At 61.6% G+C, this 19,180-nt stretch carries 19 protein-coding genes; 14 read left to right on the forward strand and 5 right to left on the reverse strand.

The window, feature by feature from the left end; genetic code table 11:
• Positions 1-6 precede the first annotated feature (6 nt).
• Entirely contained in the window at positions 7-564 is a 558-nt protein-coding gene (locus VFI82_12005) for a YdcF family protein (GenBank protein HET7185402.1), read from the reverse strand.
• A 299-nt stretch (positions 565-863) separates the two neighbouring features.
• Between VFI82_12005 and recA the strand changes: the two genes are divergently transcribed.
• The 7 genes from recA to VFI82_12040 all read left to right on the forward strand — a co-directional run bounded on the left by recA (position 864) and on the right by VFI82_12040 (position 9,036).
• Positions 864-1,955, forward strand: a complete 1,092-nt coding sequence (gene recA, locus VFI82_12010; GenBank protein ID HET7185403.1) for a recombinase RecA — start codon at positions 864-866, stop codon at positions 1,953-1,955.
• A gap of 169 nt (positions 1,956-2,124) precedes the next feature.
• A complete protein-coding gene (gene coaD / locus VFI82_12015; GenBank protein ID HET7185404.1) occupies positions 2,125-2,700 on the forward strand; it encodes a pantetheine-phosphate adenylyltransferase in 576 nt (191 codons plus the stop codon).
• Positions 2,700-3,905, forward strand: a complete 1,206-nt coding sequence (locus VFI82_12020; protein ID HET7185405.1) for a pyridoxal phosphate-dependent aminotransferase — start codon at positions 2,700-2,702, stop codon at positions 3,903-3,905. The genes coaD and VFI82_12020 overlap by 1 nt, the downstream gene beginning before the upstream one ends.
• 167 nt (positions 3,906-4,072) lie before the next feature.
• Positions 4,073-5,113, forward strand: coding sequence for a type I phosphomannose isomerase catalytic subunit (locus tag VFI82_12025; GenBank protein HET7185406.1), 1,041 nt, complete (start codon positions 4,073-4,075; stop codon positions 5,111-5,113).
• Between the two features lie 4 nt (positions 5,114-5,117).
• Complete coding sequence (locus VFI82_12030) at positions 5,118-6,224, forward strand: mannose-1-phosphate guanylyltransferase (protein HET7185407.1); 1,107 nt, start codon at positions 5,118-5,120, stop codon at positions 6,222-6,224.
• A 140-nt stretch (positions 6,225-6,364) separates the two neighbouring features.
• Positions 6,365-7,801, forward strand: a complete 1,437-nt coding sequence (locus VFI82_12035; GenBank protein HET7185408.1) for a phosphoglucomutase/phosphomannomutase family protein — start codon at positions 6,365-6,367, stop codon at positions 7,799-7,801.
• Positions 7,802-7,857: 56 nt separating this feature from the next.
• Positions 7,858-9,036, forward strand: a complete 1,179-nt coding sequence (locus VFI82_12040; protein ID HET7185409.1) for a M48 family metallopeptidase — start codon at positions 7,858-7,860, stop codon at positions 9,034-9,036.
• A gap of 358 nt (positions 9,037-9,394) precedes the next feature.
• On the opposite strand, the gene kdsB is transcribed toward VFI82_12040, so the two are convergent.
• Positions 9,395-10,123, reverse strand: coding sequence for a 3-deoxy-manno-octulosonate cytidylyltransferase (gene kdsB, locus VFI82_12045; GenBank protein HET7185410.1), 729 nt, complete (start codon positions 10,121-10,123; stop codon positions 9,395-9,397).
• A gap of 47 nt (positions 10,124-10,170) precedes the next feature.
• On the reverse strand, positions 10,171-10,527 hold the full coding sequence (locus VFI82_12050; GenBank protein ID HET7185411.1) for a cytochrome c: 357 nt from the start codon (positions 10,525-10,527) through the stop codon (positions 10,171-10,173).
• Between the two features lie 61 nt (positions 10,528-10,588).
• Here VFI82_12050 and VFI82_12055 point away from each other — a divergent pair, with 61 nt between their 5' ends.
• From VFI82_12055 to VFI82_12065, 3 genes are all read left to right on the forward strand, one after another.
• Positions 10,589-11,017 (forward strand): DUF488 family protein, encoded by a 429-nt coding sequence (locus VFI82_12055; protein HET7185412.1) that lies wholly within the window; start codon positions 10,589-10,591, stop codon positions 11,015-11,017.
• Between the two features lies 1 nt (position 11,018).
• Complete coding sequence (locus VFI82_12060) at positions 11,019-11,822, forward strand: DUF3891 family protein (protein ID HET7185413.1); 804 nt, start codon at positions 11,019-11,021, stop codon at positions 11,820-11,822.
• Positions 11,823-11,910: 88 nt separating this feature from the next.
• The gene (locus tag VFI82_12065) at positions 11,911-12,258 is read left to right on the forward strand and encodes a hypothetical protein (GenBank protein ID HET7185414.1); all 348 of its coding nucleotides are present in this window, start codon (positions 11,911-11,913) and stop codon (positions 12,256-12,258) included.
• 3 nt (positions 12,259-12,261) lie between these two features.
• Here the strand turns inward: VFI82_12065 and dacB are convergent, their stop codons facing one another.
• Entirely contained in the window at positions 12,262-13,857 is a 1,596-nt protein-coding gene (gene dacB, locus VFI82_12070; GenBank protein ID HET7185415.1) for a D-alanyl-D-alanine carboxypeptidase/D-alanyl-D-alanine-endopeptidase, read from the reverse strand.
• Between the two features lie 202 nt (positions 13,858-14,059).
• Between dacB and folP the strand changes: the two genes are divergently transcribed.
• The gene (gene folP / locus VFI82_12075) at positions 14,060-14,956 is read left to right on the forward strand and encodes a dihydropteroate synthase (GenBank protein HET7185416.1); all 897 of its coding nucleotides are present in this window, start codon (positions 14,060-14,062) and stop codon (positions 14,954-14,956) included.
• Between the two features lie 24 nt (positions 14,957-14,980).
• On the opposite strand, the gene dtd is transcribed toward folP, so the two are convergent.
• Entirely contained in the window at positions 14,981-15,430 is a 450-nt protein-coding gene (dtd, locus tag VFI82_12080) for a D-aminoacyl-tRNA deacylase (protein HET7185417.1), read from the reverse strand.
• A 126-nt stretch (positions 15,431-15,556) separates the two neighbouring features.
• On the opposite strand from dtd, the gene VFI82_12085 reads away from it, so the two are divergent.
• The 3 genes from VFI82_12085 to VFI82_12095 all read left to right on the forward strand — a co-directional run.
• Positions 15,557-16,900 carry an amidohydrolase family protein gene (locus tag VFI82_12085; protein HET7185418.1) on the forward strand — a complete coding sequence of 448 codons (1,344 nt, stop codon included), beginning with the start codon at positions 15,557-15,559 and terminating at the stop codon, positions 16,898-16,900.
• On the forward strand, positions 16,897-18,225 hold the full coding sequence (locus VFI82_12090) for an amidohydrolase family protein (protein ID HET7185419.1): 1,329 nt from the start codon (positions 16,897-16,899) through the stop codon (positions 18,223-18,225). The genes VFI82_12085 and VFI82_12090 overlap by 4 nt, the downstream gene beginning before the upstream one ends.
• Positions 18,226-18,374: 149 nt before the next feature.
• A partial coding sequence (locus tag VFI82_12095; protein HET7185420.1) for a polysaccharide deacetylase family protein occupies positions 18,375-19,180 on the forward strand: 806 nt, incomplete at its 3' end.

The raw sequence follows: 19,180 nt of genomic DNA on the forward strand, positions 1-19,180 counted from the left end.
CGGGGCTCATTTGTGACTCTCCACCAGACGCCACCACAAGAACTTCTGCCATTCGAGGAACACTTCCTTGACGACGGCGCGATTGCTCCACCAACGAGGCGTTGAAAGCAGCCCATTGTCGGCAGCGGCGGCGCTCCAGGTGTAGGCTGGCAATCTTGCCTGCGCTATGGAAAGGGCGCGGCGGGTGTGGTAGTCGGAGGTGACGATCAGCACGCTGCGGGCGCCTGCGGGCGCGAAACACTGCTGCGCAGACTGCAACTCCAGCAGCGTGGAATCCCCCACCGTGGGGCAAACGTGAACAGCGAGATCCGGCGCGGAGCGCTGGATAAATTCCGTTTCCAACTGCGCGGGCGAGCGGCCGAAGGCGATGGTGTCGGCACGGGCGTTCACCAGAACCTGGCGAGCGTATCCGGCGCGCAGCAATTCGATACCTTTCCAGTAGCGGACATCATTGCCGTCCCCCGCCAGCACCATGATGACGTCCGACCGCTGTGGCTGGTTCACCACCAGCGCGGGTCCGGCCCGGCGCAGCCCGAAGACGACCAGCGCGATGAAGGCGAGCACAAGCCCGGCTTTACGGAGGAAACGCACGGGGACGAAACGAAGAATAACAGTGGCTGACGGTCTCAGGTCAGGTGGCTAGCGGCGGTCAGCACGCGCGCGAACTCAGAATGACAACAGCACCGGGTCAGATATTCGCTTTTTGTTCGCTCTACGAGGTGCCGTGCGCGTATACTCGCCGAAGTTTAGAATGGGAATTTGCAAGCCAGCCAAGCCAAGATTTTGCGAATGACGTTTGCGGTTCTGCGTTACCCTGCAAGGTCTTCTGAATTACAAAGTTTCAGCGGTAGGAGAGCGTACTCATGGCAGACGAGAAGGCACGGGCACTGGATTTGGCGATGTCGCAGATCGAGAAGCAGTTCGGCAAAGGGTCGATCATGCGGCTGGGCTCCAAGGAAGCGATTGTTCCCATCGCGGTGATACCGACAGGCGCGATTTCTTTTGACGCGGCGCTGGGAGTGGGCGGCTTCCCTCGCGGGCGCGTAGTTGAGATTTTCGGGCCGGAATCGTCGGGCAAGACGACGATCGCGCTGCAGGTGATCGCGGAGGCGCAGAAGACCGGCGGCATGGCGGCCTTCGTGGACGCCGAGCACGCCCTCGATCCGCAGTACGCGAAAAAGCTGGGCGTGGACGTCGACAACCTGCTGGTATCGCAGCCGGATTATGGCGAGCAGGCGCTGGAGATAACCGAAGCGCTGGTGCGCTCCGGCGCCATTGACGTGCTGGTAGTGGACTCGGTGGCAGCGCTGGTGCCGAAGGCGGAACTGGACGGCGAGATGGGTGACAGCCACGTCGGGCTGCAGGCCCGGCTGATGTCGCAGGCGCTGCGCAAGCTGACGGGCACGGTCTCGAAGTCGCGCACCTGCTTGATTTTCATCAACCAGATCCGTGAAAAGATCGGGGTGATGTTCGGCAACCCGGAAACCACCACGGGCGGCCGGGCGCTGAAGTTTTATTCGTCGGTACGCATCGACATCCGGCGGATTGCCGCGATCAAGGAAGGCGACGTTGTGGTCGGCTCGCGCACCAAGGTAAAGGTGGTGAAGAACAAGGTGGCGGCGCCGTTCCGCGAGGCCGAGTTCGACATCATGTACGGCGAAGGGATTTCGCGCGAGGGCGACATGCTTGACCTGGCGGCCAACAACAACATCGTCGAGAAGTCGGGCTCCTGGTTCAGCTACAAAGGCGAGCGCATCGGACAGGGACGCGAGAACGCCAAGCAGTTCCTGAAGGAGAACACCGACATCGCGGCGAAGCTGGAGGCCGAGGTCCGCAAGACGCTGAACATCGGCGTGACGGCTGGCCCGACGCCAGTGCCGGCTCCGGAGAACGGGCGCACCGCGCCCGTCCCGCCGGTGATTGCGGCGAGAGCAATGGCGCCGATGAAGAAGTAAGCCGGTCCGGAGTCCGAAGTTATCGAGAAAAGCAGGCCCGTTTTAGTCGGATACGTTTTCAGGCATCCGGCCACACGGGCCGCTTTTGTTTGCTCCCGGCGTAGGGGCGGGCTTAGAATTTGCCTTCCATGCAAGCCCACCGGAATTACAAGACGCACCCCGAGGCCAATTGAAGCCAGTCATTGCCATCTATCCCGGCACTTTTGATCCGCCGACCAACGGTCACCTCGACCTGATTCAACGGGGTGCCAACATTTTTGATGAGTTGGTGGTTGCCATCCTTCGCAACCCGGAAAAGGAGCCGGCCTTGTTTTCGCTGGCCGAGCGAAGGGCGATGCTGGAGTCGCTAACCAAGCGGTTCGACAACGTGCGCGTGGATACCTTCGACGGCCTCCTGGTGGACTACGCGGCGCGCATGGGCGCGGGAGCGCTGCTGCGCGGTATCCGGGCGATCAGCGATTACGAATACGAGCTGCAGATGGCGCTCATGAACCGCAAGCTCGATCCGCAAATGGAAACCGTGTTCATGATGCCGGCCGAGGCGTATTCCTACGTCAGCTCGCGGTTGGTAAAAGAGATCGTGCAACTGGGCGGCTCGGTGCACGGGCTGATTCCGGAGCTGGTCGAGAAGAAACTGTACGAAAAAGTGAACGGCCGGAAACAGAGCCTGGAGCCGGCGGCCGCTGGACATCACGGAAATGCCGCTCACAACCACAAACGCCAGCGGCGAGGAAGAAGGAAGTAATGTCAGTGGGAACGCAGGTGAAAACGTCTTTGACCGAGCGCATCAACCGAATTGAGATTTCCGCCACGCTGGCGGTGGTGAATGAGGCTGACCGCATGCGACTGGCGGGGGCCGACCTGGTGGACTTCGGCGCCGGAGAACCGCATTTCAATACGCCGCAGCACATCAAGGACGCGGCGATTGCGGCCATCCAGGCCAACTTCACCAAGTACACGCCAGTGGGCGGCACCGCCGAATTGCGCGATGCGCTCGTCAAACGGCACGCCCAGGATTTCGGGTCGGACTACAAGCGCGAAGAGTGCATCGCCTCGACCGGAGGCAAGCACGCCCTGTTCAACGCCATCCAGGTACTGGTCGAGCACCACGACGAAGTCATCGTGCCGGTGCCGGGGTGGGTGTCGTTCAAGGACATCATCCGCTACGCGGGCGGAAATCCGGTGTTCGTAGAGACCGACGAGAGCAAAGGATTCAGCCTCTCGCCGGCGATGATCGAAAGCGCCATCACGCCCAGGACAAAAGCAATCATCATCAATTCGCCGTCGAATCCGACCGGCGCGGTGCTGCCGCAGGAGGACTTCAAGGCCATCGTGCGCATGGCCGCCGAACGCGGCATCTGGGTCATCTGCGACGAGTGCTACGTCTATCTCGACTACAGCGGGAGGCGCTTTTCCGGCGGCGCGGTGACCGGAGCGAAAGAACGGATCGTAGTTATCGGCTCGCTCTCGAAGACGTACGCGATGACCGGCTGGCGCCTGGGTTACGCGCTGGCGCCCAAGGAAGTCGTCAGCGCCATGCAAAAATTGCAGAGCCAATCTACTTCGAACCCGACATCGATCGTGCAGAAGGCGGCGGTGGGGGCGGTCACCGGGCCGCAGGATTGCATCCAGGAGATGGTCGAGGAGTACATTCGCCTGCGCGACCGCATGGTGGGTGGACTCACCGCGATTCCCGGCGTCAAGTGCAATGTTCCGCAGGGAGCATTTTACGCGTATCCGAACGTGTCCGCATTTTTTGGCCGCAAGGGAATCAATTCCGCCAGCGATGTTGCCGGACGATTGTTGCGCGAGGCGGAGGTGGTCACCGTGCCCGGCGAGGCCTTTGGCACGACGCAGCATATCCGGATCTCCTACCCCACTTCGCCGCGCGAGATCGATCGCGGGCTGGAGAGGCTAAGGAAATTCTTTGGAACAGTAGCTGGTAGCTAAGAGCGGGAGTTAGGAGTTAGCCTGCTCTGCCAACCGTGAGAGCTCGGCAACTGGGCCATGGTCATACGCCTCTAACCAGAGTAGCCGGCCGGATTGTCTTTCCGGCTCGAGTCGCGCCACCGATTCGTTATAGTACTGCGTGCCTGTAGCTGCGGTGCCATTCACGCATGTCCGAACTCTATCCGCTGCTGTTGAAGCCGCAATTTGTCGAGCGCATTTGGGGCTCGCGCGATCTGTCGCCACTGTTCGGACCGCCGCCCGGTGAAGCGCCCATCGGAGAAGTATGGCTCACCGGCGATGACTGCCAGGTGGCCAGCGGCCCGCTGGCGGGCGCGTCGCTGGGCGAGCTGTGCCGCCGGTTTGGGCGCGACCTGGTGGGCGAGACGGCGAGCGAGACCGACCGCTTCCCGCTCCTCGTCAAATTTCTTTTTCCGCACGGCAAGCTGTCGGTGCAGGTCCATCCTGACGACGAGACTGCCCTCCGCGCCGGCTTACCCTGCGGAAAAACCGAGTGCTGGTACGTGCTGAAGGCCGAGCCGGGGGCGAAGGTCGGGTTGGGTCTGAAGCTGGGGACCACTCGCGAGCAGTTTGCTCGCGCCATCGAGGAAGTCCGCGCCGAGCAATTGCTGAACTGGATCGAGGTTCGCGAAGGAGAAATGATTTACGTGGACGCGGGCACGGTGCACGCGATCGGGCCGGGCGTGATGTTGTTGGAGACACAGCAGAACTCCGACACCACCTACCGGCTGTATGATTACGGGCGTCCGCGCGATTTGCACGTCGAGCAAGGGATGCAGGCATTGAAGGAAAGGACGAAGGCGGGCAAGGTCGAGCCTTGGGTAAGAGACGAAAATCTTGTCGTGCTGATTTGGTCACCCAGTTTCCTTGTTGCGAAACACAGGCTCGGCAAGGACGCGGGTTCTAGCATGGAGGAGTACAACGCAGGAGAGTTCAAACCGGGGCATAAGACTTACCGCAAGACCGTCGTTTGCGTTGCCCTGAAGGGGTGCGGGATTATAGAGACGCGTAACTCCGAACCAGTGACATTTGCTTCCGGCGAGGCTGTTGTAGTTCCCGCCGGTCTCGATTGGTTCCGAGTGGTACCGCAGTGGGAAGTTGAGTTTCTTACAATGAAGTTACCTTCGAAAGAACATAAGGAAGAATTGGTGCGAACGGAGATCCCTCTCATCGATTCTCTCGGCACCTAATTACGTGGCTACGAAACCCCATTTCTATCCCGTCATTCTCGCCGGCGGACGTGGCACGCGCTTCTGGCCGCTAAGCCGCAAGCGCCGCGCCAAGCAGATGCTCGCCCTCGACGGCGACCGGACCATGATCCAGCAAACCGTCGAGCGTTTGCGGCGGCTCGCTCCGGTGTCCTGCTTCTGGATCGTCACCAACAATGACCTGCGCGGGGGGATCGCCAAGCAGATTGCGGAGGTCGCAAGCAGACAAATCATCGCGGAGCCGATAGGTCGCAACACCGCTCCCGCGATCGGGCTGGCGGCGTTCATCTTGCAACGCCAGGACCCGCAGGCGGTGATCGGGATGTTCCCCTCCGATCACGTCATCACCAATGAAGCCGGATTCCAGAAGAACCTCAAGGCGGCGATCCGGCTGGCGGTCGAAGACGGATACATCGTGGTGATAGGCATCGGGCCGACGCGGCCGGAGACCGGATACGGTTACATCGAGGTGGGCGAGAAATTGCCGGGCGACATTCGCCGCGTGCGCCGCTTCACCGAGAAGCCCAACGCCGAGCGCGCCGAGGAATTCGTTAGCGCTGGAAATTATTTCTGGAACAGCGGCATGTTCGTGTGGAGCGCCGCCACGCTGGTCAACGCCTTGCGCGAGCACCTGTCGGAAACCGCTCCGTACCTGGAAAAAATCGCGGCCGCCTATGGGACCAGGAAGTTCGAACGCACCTTCCGCGCGCTGTACCCGAAGTGCGAAAACATCAGCGTCGATTACGCGGTGCTGGAGCCGCGCTCGGCCAAAGGCGAGCACGCTTCCAACCTGTACTGCATTCCGGCGGAATTCGGATGGAATGACCTGGGGTCATGGGCGGCGCTGTACGAACATCAATCGCGGGACGGCCGCGACGGCGGCAATGTCATCCAGGCAGAGAAGAATTTCACGTTGAACGCGAACGGCAACTACATTCATGCGCCGAGCAAGTTCGTCGCCGCGGTCGGGGTAAGGAACCTGGTCATCGTCGAGACCGAAGACGCGCTGCTGGTGACCACGCGCGAGCACGCGCAGGACGTCGGCAAAGTGGTGCAGTACCTGGACACGAAAAAGCTGTCAAAGCTGGTTTGATAAAGTGATCGGTTCCCGGTGATCGGCCGTCGGTAAAGGCGGTTTGTGGGATCGCTTCCGCCACCCGATCTTCTCGTTGCGTCAACTGGCAGGGGTGCTCGTTCCGCAACCGAGGACTGATAATTAAATACCGACAACCTATGCCAGATATCAAGTTCGGCACCGACGGCTGGCGCGGCGTAATCGCCGACGACTATACCTTCGAAAACGTGCGCCGCGCTGCCGGCGCCACCGCCTCATACATTCTCAAGAATGAAGATGCGCGCAAGGGCGTGGTGGTGGGTTACGACACCCGCTTCGGCTCCCGCAGCTTCGCCCGCGCGGCGGCCGAGGTGCTGGCCGACGCCGGCATTGCGGTGCGATTCTCCAACGACTACATTCCCACGCCGGCGATTTCCTACATGGCAAAAGCGCTGGATACCGCCGGCGGGGTGATGATTACTTCCAGCCACAATCCGTGGAGCTGGAATGGGTTCAAGTTCAAAGAGAAGTTCGGCGGATCGGCGCGGCCTGCGATCATCCAGCAGATCGAGGCGGAGCTGGCCGCCGGCGCCATGCCGAAAGGCACGCGCGCGAAGATCGAAGAGATGGACTTCAAGCCGCCCTACGTTGCGGCGATCACCAAGTTTGCCGACCTGGAATTGATCGGCCGCGCCGGCTTCAAGGTGGCAATCGACTACATGTATGGGGCGGGGCGGCATGTGCTGGGCAATATCCTGCGCCAACGTGGCGTCAACGTGGTGGAGATCCGCAGCGAGGTCAACCCGCTGTTTCCCGGCATCAATCCGGAGCCGATCGAGCCGCACGTGCGCATGCTGCAGGACACGGTGTTGCAAGAGCGTTGCCATGCCGGGTTCGCCAACGACGGCGACGCCGACCGCATCGGCGCGGTGGCGGAAGACGGCAGTTTCGTGGACGCCCACAAGTGTTACGCGATCCTGTTATGGTGGCTGCTCGAATACAAGAAGTGGCCGGGGGCGGTCACGCGCGCGTTCAACACCACGCGCATGCTGGACCGCATCGCAAAGAAACATGGGCGCGAACTGATCGAGCACGGCATCGGCTTCAAGTACGTCTGCGACGTGGTGCTGAGCGGAAAAGAAGTATTGATCGGCGGGGAAGAATCGGGCGGCATCGGCATTCCGCGCCATCTGCCGGAGCGCGACGGCGTGCTCAATGCCTTGCTGCTCGCCAATGCCATGGCCGAGTCGCGCATGACGCTGGGCGAGATTGTCGCGCACCTGCAAAAGGAATTCGGCGCCCACTATTACGGCCGCCGCGATCTGCACATCGCCGAGGACATCAAGCAAGCCGCCATCCGCCGGGCCGATTCCGGCGACGTGCGCCAACTCGGCAGCTACCGAGTGCTGCGGAAAGAGAACCTGGACGGCGTGAAGTTCTTTCTCGACGCGCCGGCCAACGGCAATGGCGCCGAAGCATGGGTGCTGATGCGCGCCTCGGGCACCGAGCCGCTGATGCGCATCTATTGTGAAGCGGCGTCGCCGGAGCTGGTCACAGAAATTCTGGACGCCGCGGTGGGGTTCGTGGAAGAGAAGGCGGCTGCGTCCAAACTCTAGTCGGCCGGCTTCGGGGGCCAGCAAATCGACCTCATCAAGAAAAGCGAATTGCGCTCATGACCTTTGCCGCCACCAGTTCTGACCAGCGTCCCGACACGCCGGAAGCGCGTGCTTACAACCGTATCCGGCGGCGTCTTAGCGTGTTCGACTTTCTCCTCGGACTGGGTTTCCTGCTGGTGCTGCTGTTCGCGGTCACTCCGCGCGGGGCGCGATGGAGCGAGGTGCTGCGCGATTGGGCCTGGCAAGGCGCGCGCCAGCATTACGTCCAGGCCGTCTTTCTCTATCTCGCCATGCTGCTGCTGATTGGGAAACTGCTTGGATTCCCGCTCGATTTTTATGGCTTCCGCCTCGAGCATCGCTACAACCTGTCGAACCAGAAGCTGCGATCCTGGCTATGGGACGAGGTGAAGGGCTGGCTTGTGGGACTGGTGCTGGGCGGGATCGTCGCCGAACTGGTGTACTGGACCATCCGCGCTGCGCCTCAACGATGGTGGCTGATTGCGTGGGCGGTATTCATCGGGTTGACGGTTTTCTTCGCGCAGATCGCTCCCGTCGTGTTGTTTCCGCTCTTCTATAAATTTCAGCCGCTGGAGAACGAGGAGCTTTGCGAGCGCCTGGTGCAATTGAGCCGGCGCGCCGGAACGCGGGTCCGCGGCGTGTACGAGTGGAAGCTCTCCGAGAAGAGCAAGAAGGCGAACGCGGCGCTCACCGGCCTGGGGCGCACGCGCCGCATCATCCTGGCCGACACGCTGCTGGAAAACTATTCGCCGGACGAGATTGAATCGATTCTCGCGCACGAGCTCGGACACCACGTCCACCGCCACATCGTGAAAGGGATTCTTATCCAGGTGGTAATCACGTTTTTTGGTTTTTGGGCGAGCGCCGCGATTCTGCGTTATGCCGTCGAGCAGCGGCAGATGTTCGACACGCTTTCCGATTTTGCCAACCTTCCGCTGCTGGCGCTGGTGTCCACGCTCATGTCGCTGCTGCTCATGCCCGCCCTGAACGCGTATTCGCGTTACAACGAGCGCCAGGCGGACCGTTACGCATTCCAGTCCATACCCGACGTCGCGCCGTTCATCTCGTCAATGGAAAAACTGGCGCAGCAGAACCTGGCGGAGCGGCGTCCTTCCCGGCTGGTGGAGTGGCTGTTCCATTCGCATCCCGCAATTTGGCGGCGAATCCGGGCGGCGGAAGCATTCCGCCGGAAAAGAACACTGGCAGCGGAAAGGTAAGACGGACCTCCGCAAGGCGCGCAGGAGCCAGCGGGCAGCCGGTCACGCGGACTGGCGCGGCTAAAAATCCCTATTCGCCGAGACCATTGGTGGAGCCGTTTCTTGCGGCCAGTAGAGCGCGCGATGGCAAACCGGAATGTAGCACCGCCGATAACAAGCGCGGCATCGCACCGGCCGGAAGAAAGACAAGGGCAGAATGAGTTCGGAGACGCGAAAGCGCGACTTCATCACCTGGTCGGAATAGCACCACGGACAATCGTGCTTGAAGCCAAGATGCATTGCGGCCTACGGCAACCCTAATTATAGGAAAAACCCAGGCCGGGCTGCCGTTTATTTTCTTGCCGCCGGCACTTGGGTTTTAGCGCTGCAAAAGGAATTGTTCGACGCGACGCAAGTCTTCTTCGGTATCCACTCCAACCGTATCAAAGGGCGTCTCCGCGACATGGATGGGAATTCCATTGGCCAGGAACCTGAGTTGTTCCAGGCGCTCGCTCCGCTCCAGCGGCGACTCCGGCAGGCTGCAGAAACGAGCCAGCGCCTCCGGGCGGTAGGCGTAGAAGCCGAGGTGTTTGAAGTAGCGGATTTCGCCGGCGCCATCGCGATCGAAAGGAATCGTCGCGCGCGAAAAGTACAGAGCGCGCCCGGCCGCGTCGGTGACGACCTTTACGGCATTGGGATTGTGCACGTCGGCGGCAGCGGCGGCAGTCTTAAGGGTGCCGACCTGCACCGCGGGGTCGCCCATCAGGGATATTAATCCCGCGATGTGCTCCGGGCGAGTCATGGGTTCGTCGCCCTGCACGTTGAGGTACACGTCGGCGGCGATCCGGCCGGCGACCTCGTGGACCCGCTCGGTGCCGCTGCGATGCTCCGCTGAAGTCAGCAGGAATTTCCAATGGCGCGCGCGGCAGAGAGCGGCGATTTCCTCCGCATCGGTGGCCACAAGCACGTCCTCAGCATGCAGCAGCGGCGACGACCGCACCGCTTCGTAGACGCGAGCGAGCATGGGCTGGCCGGCGATTTCGCGCAGGGGCTTGCGCGGCAGCCGCATGGACGCCAGTCGCGCCGGAATCACGGCGAGGACACGCATCGCACTACAGTTTCAAGTCTGCAGTTTCAACTTGCAAGGTGAATCGCTTACAGGGTGTGCAGGTAGGAGAGCAAGTCGGCGGTCTGCTGTTCATTGAAAACCTGGCCGAAGGCGGGCATCTTGCTGCGGCCGAGTCTGATGACTTCGCGCACGCGTTCGTCATTCGCGGGCGCGCCGCTGGGCATGAATTGTTTCTTGAATATGCCCTCCAGGCTGGGGCCGCGCAGCGAGCGCGAACTGTAAGCCTCGTGACACGTCGCACAATAGCGGTCGTAAACATGGCGTCCGCTTGCCTGCTGCGGATTGAGCCCAAGTTCCGCATCGCTTTTGCGGAGCTGTGCGGTGCAGGCAAGCTGCAAACCGGCGCCAATAGCCAAGACAATGCTGAAAAAACGAGTGCGCAAATTCCTACTTCCTCAAGCTGAACTCTGACAGGAGGCGTCCGAGAGCTACAATATCAGAGCCATGCCCATCGGCCTCAAGCGCGCCTACGACAAGCCCTCGTCCTCCGACGGCGCGCGGATTCTGGTGGACAGGTTGTGGCCGCGCGGGGTGAGCAAGCAGGCGGCGCGCTTCGATGCATGGCTGCGCGACTTGGCGCCCTCCGACCAACTGCGCCGCTGGTTTCATGCGCGTCCGGCAATGTGGCAGCTCTTCCGCAAAAAATACCTGGAGGAATTGGCTGAACCGGCGGCCGCAAAGGCGCTAGGTGATCTGTATGACTTGGCTCGTAAGCGAAAGAAGCTGACCTTGGTGTTTGCCTCGAAAAACCAGGAATACAACAACGCGGTCGTGCTGAAAGAACTGCTGGACGGCATGCGCAAGCCTCCGCATAGTTCAGGACCGGAGAAAGCGGCAGCCCGTCCGATGCGCGCCCGCCGAAGCGTGAGATAAAGTGGTCCTCCACCCGGTGCTCGACGAAGCTCCAAACTCTGCCGGCGGATGTGTACCCGCATGGCAGGTCATCGAACGCACCCAGAAGCAACTTGCAAACGAATACTGGCTGGTGACGCAGCCCGACCATGCCGCCCTGGCAGGAGCGCTGGCGTCACGCATGACGGCACCCGGATTTCCGACCGTGGATCCGCTCGTGGCACGTGCCATCGAGGTCCACGATTCCGGCTGGGCGATCTTCGATTCCGAGGACAGGAGCGGCCCCGCCCCGATCGTCAACCGGCGCGGGAAGCCGGTGTCTTTCTTGGAAATCGAGCCGGCGGACTTCCTGCACGCCTGGACGGCTTCGATTGACCGCGCCGAAAGCGTGTGCCCGGCCGGAGGCTACACGGTTTCGCGACACTTTTGCGCGCTCGGAGAAGGGCGGCTTGGCGCGAGAATCGATACCCCGGAAGATTCCGCCCTCATCCAGGCGTTCCTGCACTATGAAGGCAAGCGCCGCTGCCATCTCCAGCCGTTGACCGGACGTTCCACCGGCGAACTGGAGAATATTCTGCTCGTGTTGCAATTCTGCGATCTTTTGTCGCTCTACCTGTGTTGCGGCGCATCCGACGCGGTGGAATTTCCGCAACCGTTTGCGCCCGGCAGAATCCGGGCGCGCCGCGAGAAACAGGTGTTCATCCTGGAGCCGTCGCCTTTTCGCAAAACCAAGGACGATGCGGAACTCAGCCTGGCAGTGGAAGCGCGGCGGTGCCCTTCCCGCGTCGCACCCAATACCACCACGCTCGCATTCCTGTTGTGCTGACCCGGACGGCCGCTGGCCAAAGGGGAATTGTCAAAGCGCCCAACATCGTGCAATATGCGCGGGAATGGCAACGTCGCACAAAAGACAGATGCCGCACAACGTCCTGCAGGAATACCTGCAAGCGCTGGCCGACACTTCGGATGAGGACCTCACCCAGCGCCAGCACCGGCTTCTGCTTTCCTATGCGGAATTGCAGTACCAGTTGCACGGAGGCGGGCGCTGCGCGGTCTGCCAAACCTCGGTGCGACACGTGCTTCCGGTCCGGGCCGAGCACCGGGACGGAACCATCGCGGAGTTCCAATGCCTCTGCACGCGATGCCTGGAGGGCGAGCGGATGATCTCAACTCGGGTGACCCTCACGGTCGGTCAAGCGCACCTGGAATACACCGCTGGCACCGGCGTTCCACGCAACAAGACTTTCCGCGCCTACACCTGACTTTTATTTTTTCTTGATTTCCGAGACGAGCTCATTGGCGATCTGGTCGATCGTCTGCAGCGCCGCGCGGCTGCTGATGTTGTGATTGTTCACCATAATCGAGAACGCAATCAGCTGTCCTCCCAATGTGGTCGCGTAACCGGAGAGGGCATTCACGTTCTTCAGCGACCCCGTCTTGCCGTGAATTCTTCCCTGCGCCGGCGTGCCGCGGAAGCGCTCGGTCAGAGAGCCATCCACGCCCGCTACCGGGAGCGTATCGGCAAACTGCGGTCCCCAACTCTGCTTGCCGTCATAAACCAGCAGCTTGACGATCGCGTGCGGCGTGACCAGGTTCTGCCGCGACAGCCCCGAACCATCGTAGAAGGCATACTCGTCAGAGCGGATGTCGGCCTGCGACAGGAAGCCGCGCACGACTTCCGAACCCGCTTCGATGGTGCCGGCGGTGCCTTTCTCCCGCCCCAACAGCCGCAGCATGAGTTCGGCGTGCAGGTTTTGGCTGATTTTGTTGATCAACCTCAGGTCCGAGAGTAGGGGCTGGGATTGGTACTCACCCAGAACCAGTCCCGGAATCATCGGCCGCATGGTGCGCGGAATGTCGCCGCCGCCCGCCGACGCGGTCGCGGTCACACTGAACGTCGAAAGGCTTGCCAGTTCCAGGTGTTTGGCGCGAGTGCGGCCATACACCACAATGCCGCGCTGTTCCAGCATGGTGCGAAAGAGTTGCGCCGTAAACTCGGCTGGGTCCTCAATGGCGAGCGACTCGCGGAACCCGGGGTCGTCCAGCGGCATGTTGCCCCAGAGGGTGAGCGTATTGGAGCCCGGCTCGCGGCCGATGTTAATGCTGCGCGGCCCGGTCCCCACCGGAGTCGTCATGATCCGGTTTTCCAAGCGGTAATAATCGGGGAAGGGCGTGATGTTGATGAACGCCTTGTCGCCAGAGTGATCGGCCGGCATCACGGTGACCATGATCAGATTGTCGTTGATGGTGAGCGCTGAAACCGGCGCCCCCCACTCATATCGCATGTCTTCCTGCGACCAACCGTCTCCGTAGCGCTCAAAGGCAAAGTAAGAATCATCTCCGACCACGTCCCCGTCAACAAACTTCACGCCTCGCTGCACCAGTTGATCGGCCAACTGCTCGAGCGCGCGTGCCCGGGGCGCGGTCCGCTCCGACCGCGGGTTGTACGCCAGCGCACCTCCGGTCAGGTTCGGGTCGCCACGGCCGACCAGCACGACGTCGCCGCTCAGCCGACCGTACTTGTCCAGCGTGCCCGTGGTCTCGACGGTGGTGCGGTACTTGTAATCCGGACCGATCAGCGCCAGCACCGTTGAGGTGGTGAACAGCTTCGTGTTCGAGGCCGGCGTGAAAAGCTTGTCGGCGTTCAGCGTGTACAAGGTCTCACCGCTGGCGACGTCCACGGCCTCAATGCCCCAAAAAGCGCGAGCCACATCCGGCTGCGAAAGGATCTTATCGATGCGGCTGGCAAGCGTCTTGGATTCGTGGGGAGGCTTCTTCTCTTTCTTGGGAGCGGCAAATGCGGCTTGCACCAGCAGAAACAGAATGCAAAAGCGGGCAACGATGTTGCGGGTACGCACCATGGAAGTAGCAAGTCGAGTGTAGCACTTTTGCGGACCAGCTCAAGATGGAAGAATTTCCGTCTCAGACTTGCGGCGCAAAACCAAAAAACTTGGGAGGTGCGGCAGATCAAGAAAGCAAACCAGTCTTCCCGCAGTGCCGAAAAAGCAATGCCTTGCTGCTGCGCCTTGCGCCTTGCGCCTCAAGCCTGTTTAATCAGCGCGCATGAACCGACCACGCTTTACCTGGGACCTGGGCTCGCGGCAGCTGGCGCTGGGCGGGCGTACGCTGGTCATGGGCGTACTGAATGTCACCCCCGATTCGTTTTCCGACGGCGGGCGTTACTTCGACACATTCGCCGCGGTGGAGCACTCTCTTCGCCTGCTGGAGGAGGGCGCTGACATCCTGGACGTTGGCGGAGAATCGACGCGCCCGAACGCAGCCACGGCGGGCTCCAAGGCCGAGTTTGTTTCCGAAGAGGAAGAGCTGCGCCGGGTGCTGCCGGTGATACGCGAAATAAAGAGACGCAGGGCCGACGCCATCATTTCCATCGATACCTACAAGTCCGGTGTCGCGCGCGCGGCGGTGCAGGCTGGAGCAGAAATCGTCAACGACGTAAGCGGCTTCCATTGGGACGCGGCCATGCCCGCCGCCATCGCCGAACTGCGCTGTGGTGCTGTGCTCATGCACACCCGCGGGCGCCCGGACGAATGGAAGACACTCCCGCCCGTCGAGGACATGGTCGCGATGGTATCCCGCGAACTGGGCGGCAGGGCCAATGCCGCGCTGCGCTCCGGCATCGAGCGTGCCCGGCTCGTGCTCGATCCCGGTTTCGGCTTCGGCAAGCGCTTGGACGAGAACTATCCGCTGCTCGCCCGCTTTGAGGAATTCCACGCGCTCGGGTTCCCGCTGCTGGCCGGACCCTCGCGCAAGTCCTTCGTCGGCCGGGCAACCTCGCGCGGCGGAGGCGCTGCACCCGCTCACGAGCGCATGGCAGGAAGCCTGGCCGCGGCCGTGCTCTGCATTATGAAAGGCGCGCACGTCGTGCGGGTGCACGATGTCAAGGAAACGGTGGATGCGGCGGCAATGGCAGACGCGGTCTTGAATAACGCGACGAAATGAAGTTGGCAGTCCGCCGCCTTGGTCTCAGAAGTTCTTTTTCGAATCCAGCAGAATCGTTACCGGGCCGTCGTTGACCAGTTCGACCTCCATCATCTCCTGGAATTTTCCGGTCTCCACGCGCAGGCCGGCGGCGCGAATGGCGCCCACCAGGTATTCGTAGAGGCGCACCGCCTGCTCCGGGCGCGCGGCAGCATCGAATGACGGGCGTTTCCCGCGGCGCACGTCGCCCAACAAGGTGAACTGCGAAACGGTGAGCACCGCGCCCCCAGCTTCCTCAACTGCGCGGTTCATCTTGCCATCCGCATCCTCAAAAATTCGCAACCCGACGATCTTGTCGGCAAGGTAGTCGGCATCGGTTTCCGTGTCGTCTCGCGCGACGCCCAGCAGCACCAACAAGCCAAGTCCGATCTCGCCGACCGTTTCGCCGGAGACTTTCACGCGCGCGCGCGTCACGCGCTGCACAACCGCTCGCATGCCATCAAGGTACCAAATTGCAGCGCCTCGGCGAGATTCGTCCCTGCGATGTCTTATCGGCAAATTGACGCTGTTCTCGCGCCAGCCTAGAATCGGCGGCTGCTCACATCACACCGGAGTGTGACCATGTCCGACGGCGCGCCGAAAACCTGGATCGTAATCCTGCTCTTCGTTTCCGCAGCGATGGCGCAAGCACCGCCGCCATCCCGCGACCTGGTGATCAGGAATGCCGTGCTGCTGACTGCGACCCACGGCCGCATTCCTAACGGCAGTGTTGTCATCCACGAAGGCAAAATCGCGGCCTTCGGGGCGAGCGTCGCCGTTCCCGCCGGCGCGACCGTGGTCGATGCCGGGGGTAAATACGTGACCCCCGGACTGATCGATGCCCACTCTCACATCGCGCTTGATGACGACATCAACGAGGCTACCAGCCCCATCGTTCCGCAGATGATGATGGTGGACGCATTCGAGTACACCAGCAAGCAGATCTATCGCGCGCTGGCCGGCGGCGTCACCTCCGCCATGCTGCTGCATGGCTCGGCCGACATGATCGGCGGCCAGGCCGTCATCATGAAGACCAAGTACGGCCTCGGCCGCGACCAACTGCTCTTTCCCAATGCGCCGCGTTCCATTAAGTTCGCCAGCGGTGAAAATCCCAAGCGCGTATTCGGCGCGCGCCAGCAGACCCCCTCCACGCGCATGGGCAACTTCGCGGTGCAACGGCAGGCGCTGATCGACGCGCAGGACTACATGAGGCAATGGGACGATTACAATGCCAAGCTCCAAAAAGGCGAAAAGGACGCCAAGCAGCCCAAGCGGGACCTCAAGCTGGAAGCCCTCGCCGACGTGCTGCGCGGCAAGCTCTACGTCCAGATCCACTGTTATCGCGCCGATGAGTTCCTGACCGAGATGGCAATGGCGAAGGAATTCGGCTACAAGCTGCGCGCGTTTCATCACGCGTTGGAGGCTTACAAAGTCGCCGACAAGATCGCGGCTAACAATGTCGGCGTCGCGACCTGGGCCGATTGGTGGGGTTTCAAAGAGGAAGCCTGGGACGCCACCCCGTGGAATGCCGTGCTGCTGATGCGTCACGGCGTGCGGGTTGCCATCAAGAGCGACTCCGACGATCAGATCCGCCGCTTGAATGTGGAAGCCGCCAAGACCATGCGCTACGGCGGCGCGACTGAAGATGAAGCGATCAAGATGGTGACCCTGAATGCGGCATGGATTATTGGCGTAGACGACCGCGTCGGTTCCATTGATATCGGCAAGGATGCCGATCTCGTGATCTGGAACGGCTACCCGCTCTCCAGCTACGGTGTGCCGGAAAAAGTCTTCATCGATGGCGAACTATTCTTCGACCGCATGCTTCCCGGCTATGGCTTGACGCAATTTGCCGGGGCGCCGGAAAGCCTGCCCGCGCCACCCCGGTCCGGTGACGCGCCCGAAGCGTCGGAGGTGCGCCAGTGAACAATTCCCCGCGCTGCGTCGCGCCTCTGGTGGTGGGGCTGCTCTGTGTTTCGGCGGCGTTCGCGCAGCAGCCCTCGCGCGCCAAAGAAACCCGCACCGAAGCCGCTGTGGTAGCGATCAAGGGCGGCAAGCTGCTGACCATCACCCATGGCGTCATCGAAAACGGGGTCGTGGTCATCGAGAACGGCAAGATCGTGGCCGTCGGGCCCGCGGCATCCACCCGCATTCCCGCGAACGCGCGCCTGATCGACGCCGCCGGCATGACCGTCTATCCCGGTCTGATCGATTCAGAAACCCGCCTCGGGCTCACCGAGATCTCCGCCGTTCAATCGACCAACGACCTGGTCGAAACCAGCGACGAGATCATGCCCCACATGCACGTCGCCGACGCGTTCCACGCCGAGTCGGAATTGATTCCTGTCAGCCGCGTCAACGGCATCACCAACGCGATCGTCGCGCCGGCGTCGCAGGACACCCTCCCCGGCCAGGACTCGTTCATCCAGTTAGCCGGGCCGTCGGCTGAAGAAATGCTGATGGTCCGCGACATCGCTATGCCGTTGAATTTCAGCGGCGGCCAACGCCGCAAGATGGATTGGCAGACCGGCCGCGGCACCTATCCGACGACGCGCATGGGCATGGCCGCACAACTGCGCCAATCCTTCGCCGACGCACTGGATTATCAGCAGAAGCTTGCCGACTACGAAAAGCGCAAGGGCGAAAAGGGGGTGCAGCCGGTCAAGCGCGACCTGAAACTGGAAGCGCTGATTCCGTACCTGGAAGGCAAGAAGCCGATCGTGCTTGCCGCCAGCGAGCCCAGCGATCTGCAGACTGCGGTCGCGCTCGCCAACGAGTTCCACCTGAAGTTCGTGCTGAACCACGTCACCCATTCGCGGTCGGTGCTCGACTACATTGCGCGCCTGAAGGTACCGGTGATCGTTGGCCCCATCTACGATTTCCCGAAGGACAACGAGCGCTATGACGCGGTGTACGCTCTGCCCGCCGAACTGGTGAAACGCGGCATCAAGATCGCCTTCGCCTCCTACGACTCGCACCAGGTACGCAATCTGCCGTATGCCGCTGGATATGCCGTGGCGTACGGCCTGCCTTACGACGAAGCTCTGAAAGCGCTCACCATCAATGCCGCCGAAATCTGGGGCATGGCCGACAAGCTGGGTTCGCTCGACGCCGGCAAGATTGCGAACGTGGTGGTTGCCAATGGCGACCCACTGGATGTGAAAACCGACGTAAAGCATGTTTTTATCAACGGCCGGGAAGTGCCGATTTGGGACCGGCAAATCGAATTGCGCGATCAATACTCGAAATAGCGCCGGTTTGCAGTTCAGCCGAAGATGGCAGGCTTGCTGCACATCGATCGGAGTACAACCTAGGTAACGGGCGTCAGCCGCAAAACATCACGACGTAAACGCCATCCGCAGTAACATCGGATCCAGAGTTCCTGAAAAAAGAGGGTCCGATGAAGCGGTGCTTTGCCGCAGTCCTGTTGGTTTCTTTCGCGACCGCCGCCTTGGCAGCCGACCAGAAATTGATCGCGCTCACCTTCGACGATGGCCCCCGTCCTTACATACTGTACGGCTATACCCAGCCCGGGCACGCACCCACGCCGGGGCTGCTCGCCCTGCTCGATCACGAAAAGGTAAAGGCCACGTTCTTCGTCATGGGCTGGCGACTGTTGCCCAACACCTACGGCAACCCGCACGAATTCAGGACGGACAAAACCTGCCTCGATGCCGCGAAAGACTTATTCAGTCGCGGCCACGAGATCGAGGACCACACCTTTAGCCACGTTCAATTCAAGCTGTTCGCCAAGCAGCACGGCCCGGATGGCATCGTGGGTGACGTGGACCGCGCCTCGGACCTGATCAAGGGAGTCACCGGACACCGCGCGGAATTCGTGCGTCCCCCCGACTGGATCACCTGGGACGCTCTCAACCGCCAACTGGAAGGTCGCGGATATCGCGTGCTCAGCATCTCCTCCGAGAACCCGCTTCCCATGCGCGACGTAAACAGCGCCGACTATCTCTGCGCCGGCATGCACCCGGTGAACTGTCCCAGGCCGTCGCTGAACGCATTCGTGCTGCAGCAAATCGAACAGCGCGAGAAGAAGGGCGTCTCCACGCACATTCTCGCTTTTCACGAGTTATCCACCACGGTGATCGCGCTCGAGACGCTGATCCCGGAACTGAAATCGCGCGGTTACCGCTTCGTGACCATGCAGGAGTACGTACGATTGGTGGGACCGCTGGCGCCGGTGAAGCGCGC

This window comes from Terriglobales bacterium, from assembly GCA_035691485.1.
GTDB lineage: Bacteria > Acidobacteriota > Terriglobia > Terriglobales > Acidobacteriaceae > JAIQGF01.